The 17,411-nt window shown below is 71.4% G+C and carries 18 protein-coding genes; 12 read left to right on the top strand and 6 right to left on the bottom strand.

All coding sequences use genetic code 11. The annotated features are described in order from the left end of the window. Positions 1–54 precede the first annotated feature (54 nt). Positions 55–783: an amino acid ABC transporter ATP-binding protein gene (locus RM788_RS36315; protein WP_315934846.1), complete on the bottom strand. Its 729-nt coding sequence runs from the start codon at positions 781–783 to the stop codon at positions 55–57. 162 nt (positions 784–945) lie between these two features. Between RM788_RS36315 and RM788_RS36320 the strand changes: the two genes are divergently transcribed. Both RM788_RS36320 and RM788_RS36325 read left to right on the top strand, forming a co-directional pair. Then, the gene (locus RM788_RS36320) at positions 946–1,638 is read left to right on the top strand and encodes a response regulator transcription factor (RefSeq protein WP_315923648.1); all 693 of its coding nucleotides are present in this window, start codon (positions 946–948) and stop codon (positions 1,636–1,638) included. Between the two features lies 1 nt (position 1,639). After that, a complete protein-coding gene (locus RM788_RS36325) occupies positions 1,640–3,022 on the top strand; it encodes a sensor histidine kinase (protein ID WP_315923650.1) in 1,383 nt (460 codons plus the stop codon). Here the strand turns inward: RM788_RS36325 and RM788_RS36330 are convergent. Then, positions 3,019–3,972, bottom strand: coding sequence for a TAXI family TRAP transporter solute-binding subunit (locus tag RM788_RS36330; RefSeq protein WP_315923653.1), 954 nt, complete (start codon positions 3,970–3,972; stop codon positions 3,019–3,021). The genes RM788_RS36325 and RM788_RS36330 overlap by 4 nt on opposite strands. Positions 3,973–4,028: 56 nt before the next feature. Between RM788_RS36330 and miaB the strand changes: the two genes are divergently transcribed. Together miaB and RM788_RS36340 are read left to right on the top strand one after the other, a co-directional pair. Beyond that, a complete protein-coding gene (miaB, locus tag RM788_RS36335; protein WP_315923655.1) occupies positions 4,029–5,498 on the top strand; it encodes a tRNA (N6-isopentenyl adenosine(37)-C2)-methylthiotransferase MiaB in 1,470 nt (489 codons plus the stop codon). Next, on the top strand, positions 5,495–5,983 hold the full coding sequence (locus RM788_RS36340; RefSeq protein WP_315923657.1) for an Rv2732c family membrane protein: 489 nt from the start codon (positions 5,495–5,497) through the stop codon (positions 5,981–5,983). The genes miaB and RM788_RS36340 overlap by 4 nt, the downstream gene beginning before the upstream one ends. 100 nt (positions 5,984–6,083) lie before the next feature. Here the strand turns inward: RM788_RS36340 and RM788_RS36345 are convergent, their stop codons facing one another. Then, positions 6,084–7,418, bottom strand: coding sequence for a DUF349 domain-containing protein (locus RM788_RS36345; protein ID WP_315923659.1), 1,335 nt, complete (start codon positions 7,416–7,418; stop codon positions 6,084–6,086). Between the two features lie 184 nt (positions 7,419–7,602). Between RM788_RS36345 and RM788_RS36350 the strand changes: the two genes are divergently transcribed. From RM788_RS36350 to dapF, 3 genes are read left to right on the top strand one after another with little or no spacing between them, the layout of a single operon-like run. Beyond that, complete coding sequence (locus RM788_RS36350; RefSeq protein ID WP_315923661.1) at positions 7,603–8,310, top strand: class III extradiol ring-cleavage dioxygenase family protein; 708 nt, start codon at positions 7,603–7,605, stop codon at positions 8,308–8,310. Next, positions 8,307–9,209 carry a tRNA (adenosine(37)-N6)-dimethylallyltransferase MiaA gene (miaA, locus tag RM788_RS36355; protein WP_315923663.1) on the top strand — a complete coding sequence of 301 codons (903 nt, stop codon included), beginning with the start codon at positions 8,307–8,309 and terminating at the stop codon, positions 9,207–9,209. The genes RM788_RS36350 and miaA overlap by 4 nt, the downstream gene beginning before the upstream one ends. Before the next feature lie 10 nt (positions 9,210–9,219). Further along, complete coding sequence (gene dapF / locus RM788_RS36360; RefSeq protein WP_315923665.1) at positions 9,220–10,062, top strand: diaminopimelate epimerase; 843 nt, start codon at positions 9,220–9,222, stop codon at positions 10,060–10,062. Here dapF and RM788_RS36365 read toward each other — a convergent pair whose 3' ends face one another. Then, a complete protein-coding gene (locus RM788_RS36365; RefSeq protein WP_315923667.1) occupies positions 10,063–10,938 on the bottom strand; it encodes an SMP-30/gluconolactonase/LRE family protein in 876 nt (291 codons plus the stop codon). Continuing rightward, positions 10,931–12,166, bottom strand: a complete 1,236-nt coding sequence (locus RM788_RS36370; RefSeq protein ID WP_315923669.1) for an MFS transporter — start codon at positions 12,164–12,166, stop codon at positions 10,931–10,933. The genes RM788_RS36365 and RM788_RS36370 overlap by 8 nt, the downstream gene beginning before the upstream one ends. A gap of 48 nt (positions 12,167–12,214) precedes the next feature. Between RM788_RS36370 and RM788_RS36375 the strand changes: the two genes are divergently transcribed. The 3 genes from RM788_RS36375 to RM788_RS36385 all read left to right on the top strand — a co-directional run bounded on the left by RM788_RS36375 (position 12,215) and on the right by RM788_RS36385 (position 15,246). Further along, positions 12,215–12,709 carry an ArsR/SmtB family transcription factor gene (locus tag RM788_RS36375; protein WP_315923671.1) on the top strand — a complete coding sequence of 165 codons (495 nt, stop codon included), beginning with the start codon at positions 12,215–12,217 and terminating at the stop codon, positions 12,707–12,709. Positions 12,710–12,751: 42 nt separating this feature from the next. Then, positions 12,752–14,197: a GTPase HflX gene (hflX, locus tag RM788_RS36380; RefSeq protein WP_315923673.1), complete on the top strand. Its 1,446-nt coding sequence runs from the start codon at positions 12,752–12,754 to the stop codon at positions 14,195–14,197. Positions 14,198–14,289: 92 nt separating this feature from the next. Continuing rightward, entirely contained in the window at positions 14,290–15,246 is a 957-nt protein-coding gene (locus RM788_RS36385; RefSeq protein WP_315923675.1) for a hypothetical protein, read from the top strand. A 65-nt stretch (positions 15,247–15,311) separates the two neighbouring features. On the opposite strand, the gene lexA is transcribed toward RM788_RS36385, so the two are convergent. Beyond that, complete coding sequence (lexA, locus tag RM788_RS36390; RefSeq protein WP_315934847.1) at positions 15,312–15,944, bottom strand: transcriptional repressor LexA; 633 nt, start codon at positions 15,942–15,944, stop codon at positions 15,312–15,314. 287 nt (positions 15,945–16,231) lie between these two features. On the opposite strand from lexA, the gene RM788_RS36395 reads away from it, so the two are divergent. Then, entirely contained in the window at positions 16,232–16,735 is a 504-nt protein-coding gene (locus RM788_RS36395) for a LysM peptidoglycan-binding domain-containing protein (RefSeq protein WP_315923677.1), read from the top strand. Between the two features lie 196 nt (positions 16,736–16,931). Continuing rightward, positions 16,932–17,396: a transcriptional regulator NrdR gene (gene nrdR, locus RM788_RS36400; protein WP_315923679.1), complete on the top strand. Its 465-nt coding sequence runs from the start codon at positions 16,932–16,934 to the stop codon at positions 17,394–17,396. The last annotated feature ends 15 nt before the right edge of the window (positions 17,397–17,411 follow it).

Here is a 17,411-nt window from a genome sequence, read left to right on the forward strand (position 1 = left end):
TCCTGCTCTGTGTGGATCGGGCGACGCCTGTCGGGCGTCGCCAATGCTGGGACTTCAGTGGGTCAGGATCTTCCCGAGGAAGTCCTTCGCGCGATTCGACTTCGGGGCGGAGAAGAACTCCTTCGGCGTCGAGTCCTCGACGATCTCCCCGTCGGCCATGAAGATCACGCGGTCCGCGGCTTTGCGGGCGAATCCCATCTCGTGGGTGACCACGAGCATTGTCATGCCTTCCTTGGCCAGCGTCGTCATGACGTCCAGCACCTCCTGGACCATCTCCGGGTCCAGTGCGGAGGTCGGCTCGTCGAACAGCATGACCTTGGGCCGCATGGCCAGCGCGCGCGCGATCGCGGCGCGCTGCTGCTGGCCGCCCGAGAGCTGCGCGGGGTACTTCCCGGCCTGGTTGGCGATGCCGACCCGCTCCAGCAGCTCCGTCGCGTGCTCGAGCGCCTCCTTCTGCGGCACCTTGCGCACCTTCACCGGCGCGAGCAGCACGTTGTCGACGATGCTCTTGTGCGCGAACAGGTTGAACGACTGGAACACCATGCCCACGTCCGCGCGGAGCCTGGCGAGCTCCTTGCCCTCGGCGGGAAGGGGCAGGCCGTCGACCTCGATCGTGCCGGAGTCGATCGGCTCGAGGCGGTTGATCGTGCGGCACAGCGTCGACTTGCCGGAGCCCGAGGGGCCGAGCACGACGACCACCTGGCCCTTGGGCACCTCCAGGTCGACGTTCTTCAGAACGTGCAGAGGGCCGAAGAACTTGTCCACGCCCGCCATCTTGATCATCGGCGGTGCGGTGGTGGGGGCGGTCATCGAATCCTCCAACTGGCAATTGTCAGCGCTGGGCAAAACCTAGGTGTGCGCCACCACACCAGTCCACGACATTGAGCAAGACTTAGGGTCTCAACTCTGTCACAGGTCGGCGACCCCTACCCGAAAGGGACCACAGTGCGTGTGCTGCTCGTCGAGGACGACGACCGTGTCGCAGAAGCGCTGGTCCCGGCGCTGACACGACGTGGGTTCACGGTAGATCGTCAAGCTACCGGTAGGGGGACTTTGGACAGATTGTTAGGGGTGGATGTCGTTCTGCTCGATCTCGGACTGCCCGATGTGGACGGTGTGACGCTGTGCCGGAGCATCCGCGCGGCCAGCGACGTGGCCATCATCGTGGTGTCGGCGCGGGGTGAGATCGACGACCGGATCCTCGGTCTGCACGCCGGCGCGGACGACTACCTGGTCAAGCCCTACGACGTGGGCGAACTCGTGGCGCGCGTGCACGCGGTCCGCAGGCGGCGCGGCGACCCGGTGGGCATCGGCGGCACCGGGACCGAGGTGTTCACGATCGGCGACGTCCGGGTCGACCTGGCCCGGCACGAGGTGACGGTCGCGGGCGCGTCCGTCGCGCTGTCGCGCAAGGAGTTCCAGGTGTTGGCGCTGGTCGTCGCGGCGGGCGGCGCGGTCTGCACCCGCGAGCGCATCCTGGCCGAGATCTGGGGCCGCACCTGGTCGGGCGCCAACCGGACGCTGGACGTGCACGTCGCGACCCTGCGCACCAAGCTCGGCAGGTCGTGGCTGCTGGAGACGGTCCGCGGCGTCGGCTACCGGCTGGGCGCGCCCACCGCGGAACCCGGCGGCGGCTGACGTGCGCTCACGGCTCCTCGGCATCGTGCTGGCGCTGGTCGTGCTGGTGCTGGTCGGGCTCGGCGGACCGCTCGGGCGCGGGGTGGCCGCCGCCGAGCAGCAGGAGCTCTTCCTCGACCGGCTCACCGACACCAGCAGGTTCGCCTCGGTTGCCCAGCGACCGCTGATCGACGGCAGGCCCGAGCTGCTCAAACCCGCGCTGGAGCGGTACGAGGAGGTCTACGGGATCACCGTCGTCCTGCTCGACCGCGAACGGCAGGTCATGGCCGCCTCGCACGCGGACGTGGACCTCACCGCCGACGGGGTGGCGGAGATGATCACCAGCGCGCTGGTCGGGCGGCTGCCCGCGGCGCCGCCGGTGCTGATGCCGTGGGACGACGAGCAGCTCGTGCTGGCCGAACCGGTGCTGGTCGACGGCGAGGTGCGCGGCGCGGTCGTCACGTTCTCGCCCACCGACAAGGCGCGCGGCCAGGTGCTGATCTGGTGGTCGGTGCTGCTCACCGGCAGCGCGCTCGCCCTGTCGCTGGCCGTCCTCGCCGCGCTGCCGCTGGTCCGGTGGACCCTGCGGCCGGTGGAGCGGCTCGACGACGCGACCGGCAGGCTGCTGGCCGCGGTCGTGTCGGGCAGACCCGTGACGCCCGTGGGGGCGTCCAGCGGACCGCCCGAACTGCGCCAGCTCAGCCGGTCGTTCGACCAGATGGCCGCCAACGTCGGCGACGCCCTCGCCGCGCAGCGGGCGTTCGTCGCCGACGCCTCGCACCAGCTGCGCAACCCGCTGACCGCGCTGAAGCTCCGACTGTCCAATCTGGAGGGACACGTCGACGGGGCCGCCGAGGTGCACCAGGTGGCGGCGGTCGAGGAGGCGGACCGGCTCAACCGGATCCTGGACGAGCTGCTGTCGATGGCGCGCGCCGAGTCCAGCTCCGTCGACCCGCTGGTGGTCGACGTCGACCGGGCCGTCGCGGGGCGGCTGTCGGCGTGGCAGCCCGCCGCCGTGGCCAAGAACGTGCACCTGGTGCTGGACGGCGAACGCGGTGGAGCCGCTCTCGCCCCGCCGCGGGGGGTCGAGGCGATCCTCGACGCGCTGCTGGACAACGCCTTCAAGTTCACCCGCGAGGACACGCTGGTGCACGTCGACGTCCGCCGCCGGGACGGGTGGGTGCGGATCTCGGTGCGCGACGAGGGGCCGGGGCTGGCGGCCGAGGAGCTGGAGCGCGCCACGGACCGGTTCTGGCGGAGCCAGGCCCACCAGAACGTGTCGGGGTCCGGGCTGGGGCTGTCGATCGTGCGGCGGATCGTCGAGCGGGTCGACGGCGAGGTCGTGCTGAAGAGCCCCGAGGGGGGCGGGCTCGAGGTCGTCGTGACCCTGCCCGCGGTCGACTAGACCTTCTTGTCGCGGTAGTAGCGCAGCGCGCCGGGGTGCAGCGGGATGGGCGTGGTCTCGATCGCCGAGCGGATCTCTATGGACCGGGCGGCCGGGCTGGCCGCCGCCAGGCGCGGCTGCGCGTCCATCAGTCCGCGCACCAGCGCCTCGGCCGCGTCTTCGCTCATCGCGTCGGTGACCAGCAGGAAGTTGCGGACGACCAGGGTGGTGATCGACTTGCGCTCGCCCGGCAGGTTGTAGGCCGACGCGGGCAGTTCGGCCGAACCGTAGACGGGGAACTCGGCGCGCAGCTTGAGCAGCACGTCGCTGAGGTCGAGCATGGTCACCTTGACCGACTGGGCGAGCTGGGTGACCTGGGCGGTCGGCAGGCCGCCGGACCAGATGAACGCGTCCAGGTTGCCCGCGAGCATCGCGGCGCTCGCGTCGTTGAGGTCCAGGTGCTGGACGCGCAGGTCGGCGTCCGGCGAGATGCCCGCCGACTTCAGCAGCCGGTCCGCGATCAGCCGCACGCCCGACGTGGACGAGCCGATCGACACCCGCAGGCCCTTGAGGTCGGCCAGCACGTTCACGTCCAGGTCCGCGCGGACGACCACCTGGAGGTAGTCGTCGTGCATCCGGGCCAGCGCGTACAGCTTGTGCTGCCCCGGCGTGCCCGCCGCCTCCTCGGCCGCGTCGGCCTGCGAGAGCCCGACGTTCGCCTGCCCGGTCCGCAGCCGCCCCAGGTTGTCCACCGACCCGTTGGTCGACACGACCTGGGGGTGCTCGATCTCCAGCTGCTCGGTCCAGGCATCCGCCAACGCCATGCTCAGCCGGTTGTAGACGCCCTTCTCCACACCCGACGCCATGGTCAGCTTGAGCGCGGACAGGTCGTTCCCGCAGGCGCTCAGCGCCATGGCCGCCAGGGCCAACACGGCCCCAGCGGCGTGTACTCGTCGCACCGTTCCCGACACCTGCGCATCGTGTCATGTCCGCGCTCTACCCTGAACCCGACGGAAGGATGGGTGCAGTGACCCGCAGTTACCAGATCCGCACGTTCGGGTGCCAGATGAACGTGCACGACTCCGAGCGCCTCGCAGGACTGCTGGAGGACGCCGGGTACGCGGCCGCCACCGGCGACGTCGCGCCGGATGTGGTCGTGTTCAACACCTGCGCGGTCCGGGAGAACGCCGACAACAAGCTCTACGGCACCCTCGGGCACCTCGCGCCCGCCAAGACGGCCAACCCGGACATGCAGATCGCCGTCGGCGGCTGCCTGGCCCAGAAGGACCAGCAGGAGATCGTCCGCCGCGCGCCGTGGGTGGACGTGGTGTTCGGCACCCACAACCTGGGGTCGCTGCCGGTGCTGCTCGAACGCGCCCGGCACAACCAGGAGGCGCAGGTCGAGCTGCTCGACTCGCTGGAGACCTTCCCGTCGACCCTGCCCGCGAAGCGCGACTCGGCCTACTCGGGCTGGGTGTCGGTGTCGGTGGGCTGCAACAACACGTGCACGTTCTGCATCGTGCCGTCGCTGCGCGGCAAGGAGAGGGACCGCCGACCGGGTGACGTGCTCGCCGAGGTCCAGGCCCTGGTGGACCAGGGCGTGCTGGAGGTGACGCTGCTCGGGCAGAACGTGAACTCCTACGGCGTCGAGTTCGGCGACCGGCTGGCGTTCGGGAAGCTGCTGCGCGCGACCGGCGCGATCGACGGGCTGGAGCGGGTGCGGTTCACCTCGCCGCACCCGAAGGACTTCACCGACGACGTGATCGCGGCGATGGCCGAGACGCCGAACGTGTGCCACTCGCTGCACATGCCGCTGCAGTCCGGCTCGGACCGGCTGCTCAAGGAGATGCGCCGCTCCTACCGCTCCGCGAAGTACCTGTCGATCCTGGACAAGGTGCGCGTCGCGATGCCGGACGCGGCCATCACCACGGACATCATCGTCGGCTTCCCCGGCGAGACCGAGGAGGACTTCCAGGCCACCCTGGACGTCGTCCGCGAGTCGCGGTTCACCAACGCGTTCACCTTCCAGTACTCCAAGCGCCCCGGCACGCCCGCCGCGTCGCTGCCCGACCAGCTGCCGAAGAAGGTCGTGCAGGAGCGCTTCGACCGGCTGATCGACCTGCAGGAGGCCATGGCACTGGAGCTGAACCAGGAGCAGGTCGGGCACCGGATCGAGGTGCTGGTGGCGACCGGCGAGGGCAAGCGCGACACCGAGACGCGCCGGCTCAGCGGCCGGGCGCGCGACGGCAGGCTCGTGCACTTCACGCCAGGCGACGCGGTCGTGCGGCCCGGTGACGTGGTCGAGACCGTGGTCACCTACGGCGCGCCGCACTACGTGGTCGCCGACGGGCCGCTGATCAGCCACCGCCGCACGAAGGCCGGTGACATGTCGGAGGCGGGCCTCAAGCCGAAGACCCCCGGCACCACGCTGGGGCTGCCGTCGTTCGGCGCCCCCGCGCCCCTGCCCGCCGCGGTCGGCGGGTGCGCCGTCCGGTGAGCGGGGAATCCGACGACCTGTCCCGGCTGCGGGACGAGATCGACCAGGTGGGCAAGTCGGCGGCCAAGCGCGTCGACCCCGGCGCGGGCGCGCTGCTGATCGCCGTGGCGGTGTTCGCGCTGGTCGTGGCCCAGCTGCTGCCGTGGGCGGGGGAGGCTCGCGGCTGGCACATCCTGCTCGGCCAGATCCCCGACGGGGTGAAGGTCGGCGCGCTGCCGCGGCTGTTCGCGTTCGCCGCGGTGATCGCCGGGGTGCTGCTGTCCGCGTTCGGCCTGCTGCTGCGGCGGTGGGCGCTGGTGTGGTTCTGCGCGCTGGGCTGCTTCGCCAGCTCGGTCATCGGCGTGCTGTCGATCTGGATGCAGCAGACGACCGCCAACCACACCCCCGGCCCCGGACCCGGTCCGGGGCTGGTCATCGCGGTGCTCGCCGTGCTCGTGCTGCTGGTGAAGTGGCTGAAGCTGGCGGCGTCCCGACCGGGCCTGTGACATGGCCGCGGCTTCGCGGGGGAGTCACCCGCGTGGGGACGCGGGCCAAGCACGACGGGGACCCTCAGCGAACTGGGGGTCCCCGTCGTGGCATAGCGGTCTAGCGGGTGGCGACGGCCGCCTCGGCCGCCGACAGCCACTCGCGCCACTGCTGGGCCTGGGCCTCGGCCTGCTCGGCCCGGCGCTTGTCGCCCGCCGAACGCGCCTTCTCGGCCTGCGCCTCGAACTGCTCGACCCGTTCGCGGAACTGGGCCACGCGGGCCTCGGCCTCGGGGTCGGACCGGCGCCACTGGGCGTCGACGGCGCCGCGCACCTTCTCCTCGATGGAGCGCAGCTTGCCCTCCAGGTCGCGGACCCGCTCCCTCGGCACCTTGCCGATGGCGTCCCAGCGCTCCTGGATCTTGTACAGCTGGTTGCGCGCGGTCTCCAGGTCGCCCGACGGGTCGATGGCCTCGGCCTCGGCCAGCAGGGCCTCCTTGAGCTGCGCGTTGGTGCCGAACTCCGCGTCACGCTCGTTGAACGCCTCGGAGCGGCGCGCGAAGAACGCGTCCTGGGCCGCGCGGAAGCGCTGCCACAGCACGTCGTCGGCCTCCTTGGGCGCGCGGCCCGCGCCCTTCCACTCGACCATGAGGTCCTTGTACCGACCGGCGGTCGGACCCCAGTCGTCGGACTGGACGAGCTTCTCGGCCTCCTCGACCAGCTCCTGCTTGCGGTTCTTCGCCACGCCGCGCTGGCGGTCGAGGTCCGCGAAGTGCGAGCCCCGGCGCCGGTTGAAGGCGTCGCGCGCCTTGGAGAACCGCCGCCACAGCTGCTCGTCGGTCTTGCGGTCGACGCCGCGGATGGTCTTCCACTCGTCGAGGATCTGCCGCAGCCGGTCGCCGGTGGTCTTCCACTGGGTCGACTCGTTGGCCAGCGTCTCGGCCTCTTCGACGAGTTCCTGCTTGCGCGCCACGGACTGCGTGCGAGCGGCCTCCTTGGCGGTCTTCGCCTTCTCCAGACCCTCCTCGGCCTTGGTCAGCACGTGGTCGACGCGCTTGGCCAACGACTCCAGGTCGCCGACGACAGCGGCGTCCTTGAGGGTCTCGCGCACGTGCTTGGCGCTCGTGAGGGCGTGCTTCGGGTCGCCCGCGCCGGAGGACAGCCGCGCCACGAGCAGCTCGACCTCGGTCCGCAGGTCGTCGAACCGGCGCGCGAAGTGCGCGAGGCCCTCGGCCGGCTCGCCCGCCTGCCAGGACCCCACGACGCGCTCGCCGTCGGCGGTCTTCACGTAGACCGTTCCGTCCGCGTCCACGCGTCCCCAGCGGTCAGGGTGGTCCGACGCCACGGGGACCGGCGGAGCGGCCACCGGGGCGCTCTCCTGCTTCGTTCCCTCGACCACCGTCGTCGTGCCGCCACTGTCACCAGTGGTCTCCGGTGTCGTCTCGTGCTCCGTCATCGCCGGCTTCCTCCTCGCCTGCCCACTTCGTGGTGCCCGTGCCAACCACGGGCGCCCCGCCACCGGCGGGGCCCAGCACCGGGTACCTGGGTCCGTCTCATCGTCTCCAGTACCCCGCGCGCATTCAAACAGGTCAGAGCTCAGCCCGGTACTGCGGTCTCGAAGATGGGTACCGTGACGAGCTGTGATCCTCCGCCTCGCGATCCTGCCGCACGCGCCGCTGCTCGTGCCCGAGTTGGTCGGAGGAGCCGCCGACGAGACCGAACCGTTGCGCGCGGCGTGCGTCGCGGCGGCGCGGGAGCTGGCGGACAGCTCACCCCACTGGGTGGCGATCGCGGGTGATCCGTCCGGTCCGCGCACGATCGGCCCGGACATCTCCGGGACGTTCCGCGGATACGGCGTCGATGTCCCGGTGGCGCTGTCGGCCGTCGAGTCCTCTTCGGACCCCGCCCTGCCGTTGGCCGCCCTCGTCGCGGGCTGGCTGCGGGCGCGGGCGGGCGCGCTCGACGTCCGGGTCGAGCTCGTCCACCCCGCCCTGCCGACCGCCGACTGCCTCGCGGTGGGCAAGCGCCTCGCGGACGAACCCGAGGTCGGCTTCCTCGTGCTCGGCACGGGGTCGCACCGGCACGGCGACGCGTCGGTGGGCAGGCCCGACGACCGCGCCGGGCCGTTCGACGACGGCGTGCGCGCGGCACTGGCCGCCGCCGACCACGGGGCGCTGCTCGCGCTCGACCCCGCGGTGGCCGCCGAGCTGGGCGCGGACGGCCGGGCCGCCTGGCAGGTGCTCGCGGGCCTCGCGGGCGCCACCGGACCGTGGCGGTGCGCCCGCTCGGAGCTGCTCGTGCCCTACGGCGTCGGCTACCACGTGGCCGTCTGGGAAACTGGGGTGTGACCGTCCCCGTAGCCGTCGTCGGCCCCACCGCCACGGGCAAGTCCGATCTCGCCGTGACCCTCGCGCTGCGGCTCGGCGGCGAGGTCGTCAACGCCGACGCGATGCAGCTCTACCGGGGCATGGACATCGGCACCGCGAAGATGGCCGAGGCCGAGCGCCAGGGGGTTCCGCACCACCTGCTCGACGTGCTGGACGTGACCGAGACCGCCTCCGTCGCCGCCTACCAGCGGCACACCCGCGAGGTGGTCGAGGACCTGCTGGCCGCCGGGCGGACCCCGGTCCTCGTCGGCGGCTCCGGGCTGTACGTCCAGGCCGTGCTCGACGACCTCAGGTTCCCCGGCACGGACGAGGGCGTCCGCGCCCGGCTGGAGGAGGAACTGGCCGTCGTCGGAGCCGCCGCGCTGCACGAGCGGCTGGCCGTGCTCGACCCGGCCGCCGCGCTGGCGATCCTGCCCGGCAACGTCCGCCGCGTCGTGCGCGCGCTGGAGGTCATCGAGCTGACCGGCGAGCCGTTCTCGGCCAACCTGCCCAAGCCGGGGCCCGCCCGCTACGGCACCGTGCTCGTGGGCCTGGACCGCGAGGTGGCCGAGCTGGACGGGCGGGTCGACCTCCGGGTGCGGCTGATGTTCGAGGCCGGGCTGGCGGACGAGGTCCGCGCGCTGGAGGCCGTCGGGCTGCGCGACGGCAGGACGGCGGCGCGCGCGTTGGGCTACCAGCAGGTGCTCGCCGCGTTCGACGGCGACGGCGACCTGGCGGTGGCCGCCGGGGAGACCGCGAGGGGCACCCGGCGGTTCGTCCGGCGGCAGCGCTCGTGGTTCCGCCGCGACCGGCGGATCACCTGGTTCGACGCGGGCCGTCCCGACCTGGTCGGGGACGTGCTGGCGCTGGTCGGCAAGTAACCTGGTGCGCGTGGGTGGAGTGGAATTCCTCAAGGGTCACGGCACCGAGAACGACTTCGTGCTGCTGCCCGATCCGGACGGCGTGCTGGACCTGACCGAGGCGCGCGTGCGGGCGCTGTGCGACCGGCAGCGCGGTCTCGGCGCGGACGGCGTGCTGCGCGTCGTACGACCCGCCGCGTCCGATGCCGCCTCGGCGGGGAAGAGCACCTCGGCGGGTGGTCCCTGGTTCATGGACTACCGCAACGCCGACGGCTCGATCGCGGAGATGTGCGGCAACGGCGTGCGGGTGTTCGCGCACTACCTCGTCGACGCCGGGCTGATGCCCGCGGGCGAGTTCGTCGTCGGCACCCGCGCGGGGGAGAAGCCCGTCGTCGTGCACGCCGACGGCAGCGTGACCATAGACATGGGCCCCGCCAGGATCACCGGTGAGTCCACCACCAAGACCAACGGCGCCGAGTTCACCGGGTTCGGCGTCGACGTGGGCAACCCGCACCTGGCGTGCGTGACCGACGTGCCGGTGGCGACCCTCGACCTCACCGAGCAGCCGCACTTCGACCCGGCGGTGTTCCCGAACGGCGTCAACCTGGAGTTCGTCAACGTCGTGCGAGAGGGCGCCCTCCGGATGCGCGTGCACGAGCGCGGCGTGGGGGAGACCCGCTCCTGCGGCACCGGCACCGTGGCCGCCGTCGTCTCCTGGCTGCACGGCACCGGCCGCACCACGGGTCGGGCCACCGTGGACGTCCTCGGCGGTCGGGTCACCGTGGTCGTCGGCGAGGGGACCAGCACCCTCACCGGCCCGGCCGTGCTCGTCGCGCGCGGCGAACTCGACCAGGCCTGGTGGGACGCGCTGTAGCTAGCGCCCGCCGACCTTCACCCGAACGGTCTCCAACCTGCCGACGTGCTGCTTGCCGACCACGTCGGGGTCCGACGTCGGGGCCGTGCAGGCGATCAGCGTGGTGCCGACCAGCCCGACGGCGTAGGTGAGCTGGCTGGTCTCGACGCGGTCGGTGATCGTGCCGCCCTCGACGACCCGCACGAGCAGCGGTTGGAGAGCGGTGGCCACCCACACGCCGCCCTCGGCGTCCACGCAGATCCCGTCCGGCGCGATCATCTGACCGCGCAGGTCCGCCCACACCCGCCGGTTGGACAGCGTCCCGTCCTCGGCGACGTCGAACGCGGTCAGCCGGAACCCGGTCGTCTCCGCGACCACCAGCGTGCCGTCGGGCAGCAGCACCATGCCGTTCGGGAACTTCATGTCCGTCGCGGCCACGCTGGTCGTGCCGTCCGGCTCGACGAGCGCGAGCGAGGTGCTGGGCGACTCGTAGTCCGGTTCCAGCACGGCCGCGATGCCCTCGTCGTTGATCGTCTTGTGCAGGTCGAACCCGAAGTTGCCGACGTAGGCCCGGCCGTTGGCGTCGACCAGCATGTCGTTGGCGTGGAACGAGGCGATGTCGATCAGATCCGCGTGCAGCGCGAGGACCCCGTTCGACTCCAGCCTGCGCACCGTGCGGTCCAGCATCGACACCACGAGCAGCGTGCCGTCGGGCAGCCAGCCGAGGCCCGACGGCTGGCCGGGCAGCGAGCAGACGACCTGCTTCTCCCCGGTCTCGAGGTCCACGGTGAAGACGGCCTTCTCGTAGAAGTCGGAGAAGTAGAACCTGCCGTCCGGACCGTGCCGAGGGGCTTCGCCGAAGTGCAGGCCGTCGAGGAGAACTGCGGTGTCAACCATGGTCCGGAACGGTAGCCGCTGGGGCACCGGTCGTGCGCAGCGGCGAAAGCAGGACCCACCCGACGGCGAGGACCTGCCCGACCATCGCGATCCAGAGCGTGGCGCGCAGGCCCGCCCAGCCGCCCAGCACGCCACCGACCAGGCCGCCGAGCGGGATCGTCCCCCACACCAGGAACCGGATGCTGGCGTTCATCCGGCCGAGCAGGTGGTCCGGGCACAGCGTCTGCCGGAAGCTGACCTGGCTGACGTTGTAGACGGTCGCGCCGTAGACCGCGATCGCCATGCCCGCCATCGCGAGGCCGACCCGCCAGTCGTTCGCGGTCAGCGGCAGCAGCAGGCCGAACGGCTGGGTGAACAGCATGGACAGCCAGATCACCCGCGTCTGGCCCAGCCGCCGGTTCCACCGGTTCGCGGTCAGCGCCCCCAGCACGCCGCCGACCCCGCCCGCGCTGAGCAGGAGGCCCACCACGCCCTCGGCCAGTCCGACCTCGCGGACCAGGAACAGGATCACCACCGCCGCTTCGAACCCGGCGAAGAAGTTCGACGTCCCAGTGCAGCCCGCGATGGCCCGCAGCGACCGGTTGTCGACCACGAACCGCAGGCCCTCGGCGATGTCGGTGCGCAGCTTGCGGCCACCGTGCGGCCGGGGCGCGGGCTCGACGCCCCTGATCCGCCACAGGAACAGCGCCGAGCCCAGGTAGCCCAGTCCGGTGGCGAGGACGCCGTTCGCGGCCCCGATCGACTGCGCGACGCCACCGGCCAGCGCGGGCCCGGACACGTCGGCGACCGACTGGCTCGCCTGGAGCCTCGAGTTGCCCTCGACCAGGTGCTCCCGGCCGACCAGCGACGGCAGGTACGACTGGTAGGCGATGTCGAAGAAGACGGTGCACACGCCGACCAGCAGCGCGACCACGACCAGCTGCGCCAGCGTCAGCACGTCCAGCCACCAGGCGATCGGCACGGACAGCAGCAGACCCGCCCGCAGCAGGTCGGCGGTGATCATCAGCGGTCGCCTGCGCATCCGGTCCGCCCACACGCCCGCGGGGAGGCCGATCAGCAGGAACGCGGCCGTGCCCGCCGCGCCGAGCACGCCCATCTCCCACGGCGTCGCGGCCAGCGTGGTCGCGGCGAGCAGCGGGAGGACCGTTCGCCCGATCGAGGAGCCGAACTGGCTGGCGGTGTCGCCGATCCAGAGGAGTCGGAAGTCCCGGTGCGTCCAGAGAGCCATGACCGCGAGTGTCACCGAAGTGATTGGAAACTGTCAATCACTTATGCTGTGGACGTGCAGAGGCGAAGAGCCACCTCCGAGGAAGCCGCCGCGCTGGCCTCGGCCGTGCGACTGCGGATCATCCGGCTGACCTACCGCGACGCGCTCACGAACAAGGAGATCGCCGAACGGCTGGACAAGGACCCGGCCACGACGCTGCACCACGTGCGCAAGCTCGTGGCCACCGGTTTCCTCGAGGCGCAGCCCTCCCGCTCCGGCAACCGGGGCGCCAGGGAGATCCCGTACCTGTCGACCGGGCTGTCCTGGCGGCTCGACGGCGCGGGTCTGTCGCCCGGTACGGCGGAGGCGATGCTCCAGGCCTACCTCGGCGAGGTCGCCGACGTCGGCCCCACGGCGCTGGAGCAGACCAGGCTGATCGTCAAGATCGATCCAGCGGAACTAAAGCGCCGGTTGCATTCGTTGATGGAGGAGCTAGCCGCCCAACCGGTCGATCCCGAGGCGCCCGGCACAGCCATCTACCTGGCCGTGTACCCCGGTGATTAACCACTCGGCCGTGCGGGCGCTCCGTGGGACGATGAAGGGCAAATGACGGAAAACACGCTGAACACCGACACCACCGACTGGGCCGACGAGGACGACGACATGTCCACGGGCGACCTCGCGCTGGCCGACCGCGCGGCCCTGCGGCGCGTCGCCGGGCTCTCCACCGAACTCGAGGACGTCACCGAGGTCGAGTACCGGCAGCTCCGCCTGGAGCGGGTGGTGCTGGTCGGTGTGTGGACCGAGGGCACGGCGCAGGACTCCGAGGCCTCGATGGCCGAGCTGAAGCTGCTCGCCGAGACCGCGGGGTCCGAGGTCCTCGAAGGGCTCGTGCAACGCCGCGACAAGCCGGACCCGGCCACCTACATCGGCTCGGGCAAGGTCGCCGAGCTGCGCGACGTCGTGATCTCGTCGGGCGCCGACACGGTCATCTGCGACGGCGAGCTCTCGCCCGGCCAGCTGCGCCAGCTGGAGGAGAAGCTCAAGGTCAAGGTGGTCGACCGGACCGCCCTGATCCTGGACATCTTCGCCCAGCACGCCAGCTCGCGGGAGGGCAAGGCGCAGGTCGAGCTGGCCCAGCTCCAGTACATGATGCCGCGACTGCGCGGTTGGGGTGAGTCGCTGTCCCGGCAGGGTGGTGGCGCGGGTGGTTCCGGCGGCGGCGTGGGCACGCGCGGTCCCGGTGAGACGAAGCTCGAGACCGACCGCCGTCGCATCCGGACCCGCGTCGCCAAGCTGCGCCGCGAGATCGCCGCGATGAGCACGACCCGCGACACCAAGCGCGGCCGCAGGCACTCCGCCGAGGTGCCCAGCGTCGCCATCGCGGGCTACACGAACGCGGGCAAGTCCAGCCTCCTCAACGCCCTGACCGGCGCCGGGGTCCTGGTGGAGAACGCGCTGTTCGCCACCCTGGACCCGACGACCAGGCGCAGCGAGACCCCGGAGGGCCTGCCGTACACGCTGACGGACACGGTCGGCTTCGTCCGGCACCTCCCGCACCAGCTCGTCGAGGCGTTCCGCTCCACGCTGGAGGAGGTCGCCGAGGCCGATCTGGTCGTGCACGTGGTCGACGGCTCCGACGGCATGCCGGAGTCGCAGGTCAAGGCCGTGCGCGAGGTCATCGCGGACATCGGCGAGAAGCGCGAGGACGCGATGCCCGCCGAGCTGCTGGTGGTGAACAAGACCGACGCCGTGGGCGACCTGGTGATCGCCCGGCTGCGCCACCTGTTCCCCGGCGCGCTGTTCGTCTCCGCGCACACCGGCGAGGGCATCCCGGAGCTGCGGGAACGCATCTCGCAGCTCATCCCGCGGCCCGAGGTCACCGTCGAGGCCCTCGTGCCCTACGCGCGGGGCGAGATCGTGGCCAGGATCCACCGGGAGGGCGAGGTCCTCTCGGAGAAGCACACGGAGGAGGGCACCGAGCTCAGCGCTCGCGTCCACCCCACCCTCGCGGCACTGCTGGAGCAGTACGCGGTCGGAAGCCACGCCTGAACGTGCGCGTTCCGCTCGTCGCAGGACTGCTCCTGCTCGTCACGGCCGGGTCCGCCCACGCGGACCCGGCCGTTGCCGTTGCGCTGTGCGCCGTGACCGACCAACGCCTGGAGGAGCTGTCGGGGCTGGCCTCCGATGGCGACCGCTTGTTCGCCATCAACGACAGCGACGAGGGCGGCATCGCCGTCCAGGTGATCGGCCGGGACTGCGAGATCCGCGACACCATCACCGCCCAGGTCAACCCGTTCGACGTGGAGGACCTGGCGCTGGCCCCGGACGGCGCGCTCTGGCTCGCCGACACCGGCGACAACAACCGCACCCGCGAGACGGTCGCGCTGCACGTCGTGTCCCCGGCGGGGGGCTCGGCGCTCTACCGGCTGACCTATCCGGATGGCAAGCACGACGCCGAGGCCGTCCTGCTGGACGGCAAGGGCTTGCCGTACATCGTGACCAAGGAGCCGATCGGGTCGGCACTGGTCTACCGACCGGCCGGGCCGCTGGTGGACGGCGCCACCGTCGCCATGGAGAAGGTCGCCTCGGTGTCCATCAAGGGCACCGACACGCCCGGTGGACCCCTGCAGAGCCCCGTGGTCACCAGGGTGGTGACCGGCGGCGCCGTGTCGCACGACGGCGGGGTGATCGCTCTGCGGACCTACACCGACGCCTACCTCTACCCGGTTCCGGACGGCGACTTCGTCGCCGCGCTGGCGGCCGACCCCGTGCGGATCCCGCTGCCGAACGAGGAGCAGGGGGAAGCCATCGCGTTCGACCCGGACGGGACGCTGCTGTCCGGTTCCGAGTTCGGGAAGGCCACCTCGTCGACCATCACCGCGGTGGCCGGGGCTGCGGCCCAGGCCGCGCCTCCTCCGCCCCCGCCGTCCAAGGGCGCCGAGGCTCCCGGCCCCGGCGATCCTTCAGCCGCGTCCGGCGAGGCCGCTCCCGCGATCGCCGCGGAGTCGTCGGGCGCGCTGTGGCCGGTGGTCGGGTTCGGCGCGGTCGCGCTGGTGCTGATCGGCGCGTTCGTACGCCGATCACGACGCAAGGCCTGACTGACCCGGTGAAACGGGAATCGGGCGCCTCCGCGAGTGGAGACGCCCGATCCGGTTCCGAAGTCCTAGAGCCTGCGGAGCACGGCCACGACCTTGCCCAGGATGCTGGCCTCGTCGCCCAGGATCGGCTGGTAGGCCGCGTTGTGCGGCATCAGCCACACGTGGTCGTCCTTGCGCTTGAACGTCTTCACGGTCGCCTCGCCGTCGATCATCGCCGCGACCACGTCGCCGTTGTCGGCGGTCGGCTGCTGGCGGATCACGACCCAGTCGCCGTCGGTGATGGCGGCGTCGATCATCGAGTCGCCCACCACCTTCAGCAGGAACAGCTCGCCTTCGCCCACGATCTCGCGCGGGAGCGGGAACACGTCCTCGATCGACTCCTCGGCGAGGATCGGCCCACCGGCGGCGATGCGGCCCACCATCGGCACGTACGCGGGGGTCGGCTTGTGGCTGGGGTCCATCCCGGCGTCGATCTCCGTCGGCAGCACCCCGACCGCGCGGGGGCGGTTCGGGTCCCTGCGCAGGAAGCCCTTCCGCTCCAGGGCCCTCAGTTGGTGCGCCACGGAAGAGGTGGAGGTGAGGCCCACGGCCTCGCCGATCTCGCGGACGCTGGGCGGGTACCCGAACCGGTCCAGCCAGTCGCGGATCACGTCGAGCACCTTGCGCTGGCGCAGCGTCAGGCCCGCGTTCCCGGCGATGTCCGTCTGCTGCTTGGGGAGAACGGGGTCACCCGCCGCGGTGGCCTGGTCTTCGGTGATCTTGCGCGCCACGGTGCTTCCTCCTCACCGGTCCCGATCGCCCAGGCCGGATATCCGTCGATCTTCGAACTCGACGGTAGTCGCACTTGATGTCCAGATCAAACACCTGTTCGAAGTAATCGTGGGCGTGTCCTCGATATTCGACACCCGAAGTGGTAGACATTCGCACGGGCGTTCGATCGAACCTGTGTTCGATCATATTGGGTTGACCTGCGATGGAGGGCGTCATGGCGGTGCTCATCGGTACCCGGTCCGGCTTCGAACTGGTGGAGGCCGACGACCCTGGCGACGTCTCGTCCGAACGGGGGCTCCGGCCCGGTCCCAGGGTGCTCCGGCGCTTCGAGGTGGGCGACGGCCGCAGGCCCGCGTCGCGCGCCAAGCAACTCTCCGCCCCTGCTACGCCGGACGCGATCGAGTGCGGTCCCGAGCGCCGCGAGCGCGGCTCCGTCCTCCGCCTGGTCGGCGCCTGCGTCCTGGCCGTCGTGCTGGCCGCCTGCCTCGGGCTGCTCTACCTCTACGCGTCCGGCTCCACGGGCGTCCCCGAACGGACGGGCGTCGCGTACGTCCAAGTGGGTGAGACGCTGCACGACGTCGCCGTGCGCTCCGCCCCGAACAGCGATCCGGACGCCGTCGTCGAGCGCATCCGCGAACTCAACCGGTTGGCCGATTCCGACGTCCTCCCCGGTCAGTCCCTGGTCGTCCCGCAGGCCGTGCCGGAACCCGCTCCGTAGCCGTCCCGCTCCCCCTCTCGGTGGACCGTTCGTTCCATCGAACGGGGGTGTGTCGCGAGTTGCCTCACGTCAACTTCTCGCATAGGTTCACCCCTACATCTAGTGGTTGTACCGACGAAGTCAGTCCATAGGTTGTGGGTAACCCATCCAGTGGGGCTGATGCGGTCAGTGCTGCCCTGAGAAGGGGTGAGTTGGGGTGCGGTGCCCGTTTTGCCGTAACTCGGAATCTCGCGTGGTGGATTCGCGCGAGGCCGACGAGGGGCAGGTCATCAGGCGCAGGCGCTCCTGCTCGGCGTGCGGTCGCCGGTTCACCACCGTAGAGGAAGCGGTTCTCGCGGTCGTGAAGCGGTCGGGCGTCACCGAGCCGTTCAGCCGGGACAAGGTCGTCAACGGTGTCCGCAGGGCGTGTCAAGGCCGCCCCGTGGACGAGGACGCGTTCCAGCAGCTCGCCCAGCGGGTCGAGGAGTCCATCCGCTCGACCGGCAGCGCCGAGATCCCCAGCCACGAGGTGGGGCTGGCGATCCTCGGACCCTTACGGGAGCTCGACGAGGTCGCCTACCTCCGGTTCGCCAGCGTTTACAGGTCCTTCTCGTCCGTCGAGGACTTCGAGAAGGAGATTTCGGACCTCCGCACGGCGCGGGAAGACGAACCGCGTCCGTAGCGCAGCACTTCGCAC

The organism is Umezawaea sp. Da 62-37, from assembly GCF_032460545.1.
Taxonomy (GTDB): Bacteria; Actinomycetota; Actinomycetes; order Mycobacteriales; family Pseudonocardiaceae; genus Umezawaea.

Bases quoted from the DNA above. Each gene is read 5' to 3' on its own strand.
- RM788_RS36315 (WP_315934846.1), bottom strand. From the start codon at position 783: ATGATCAAGATGGCGGGCGTGGACAAGTTCTTCGGCCCTCTGCACGTT.
- RM788_RS36345 (WP_315923659.1), bottom strand. From the start codon at position 7,418: ATGACGGAGCACGAGACGACACCGGAGACCACTGGTGACAGTGGCGGC.
- RM788_RS36365 (WP_315923667.1), bottom strand. From the start codon at position 10,938: ATGGTTGACACCGCAGTTCTCCTCGACGGCCTGCACTTCGGCGAAGCC.
- RM788_RS36370 (WP_315923669.1), bottom strand. From the start codon at position 12,166: ATGGCTCTCTGGACGCACCGGGACTTCCGACTCCTCTGGATCGGCGAC.
- hflX (WP_315923673.1), top strand. From the start codon at position 12,752: ATGACGGAAAACACGCTGAACACCGACACCACCGACTGGGCCGACGAG.
- RM788_RS36395 (WP_315923677.1), top strand. From the start codon at position 16,232: ATGGCGGTGCTCATCGGTACCCGGTCCGGCTTCGAACTGGTGGAGGCC.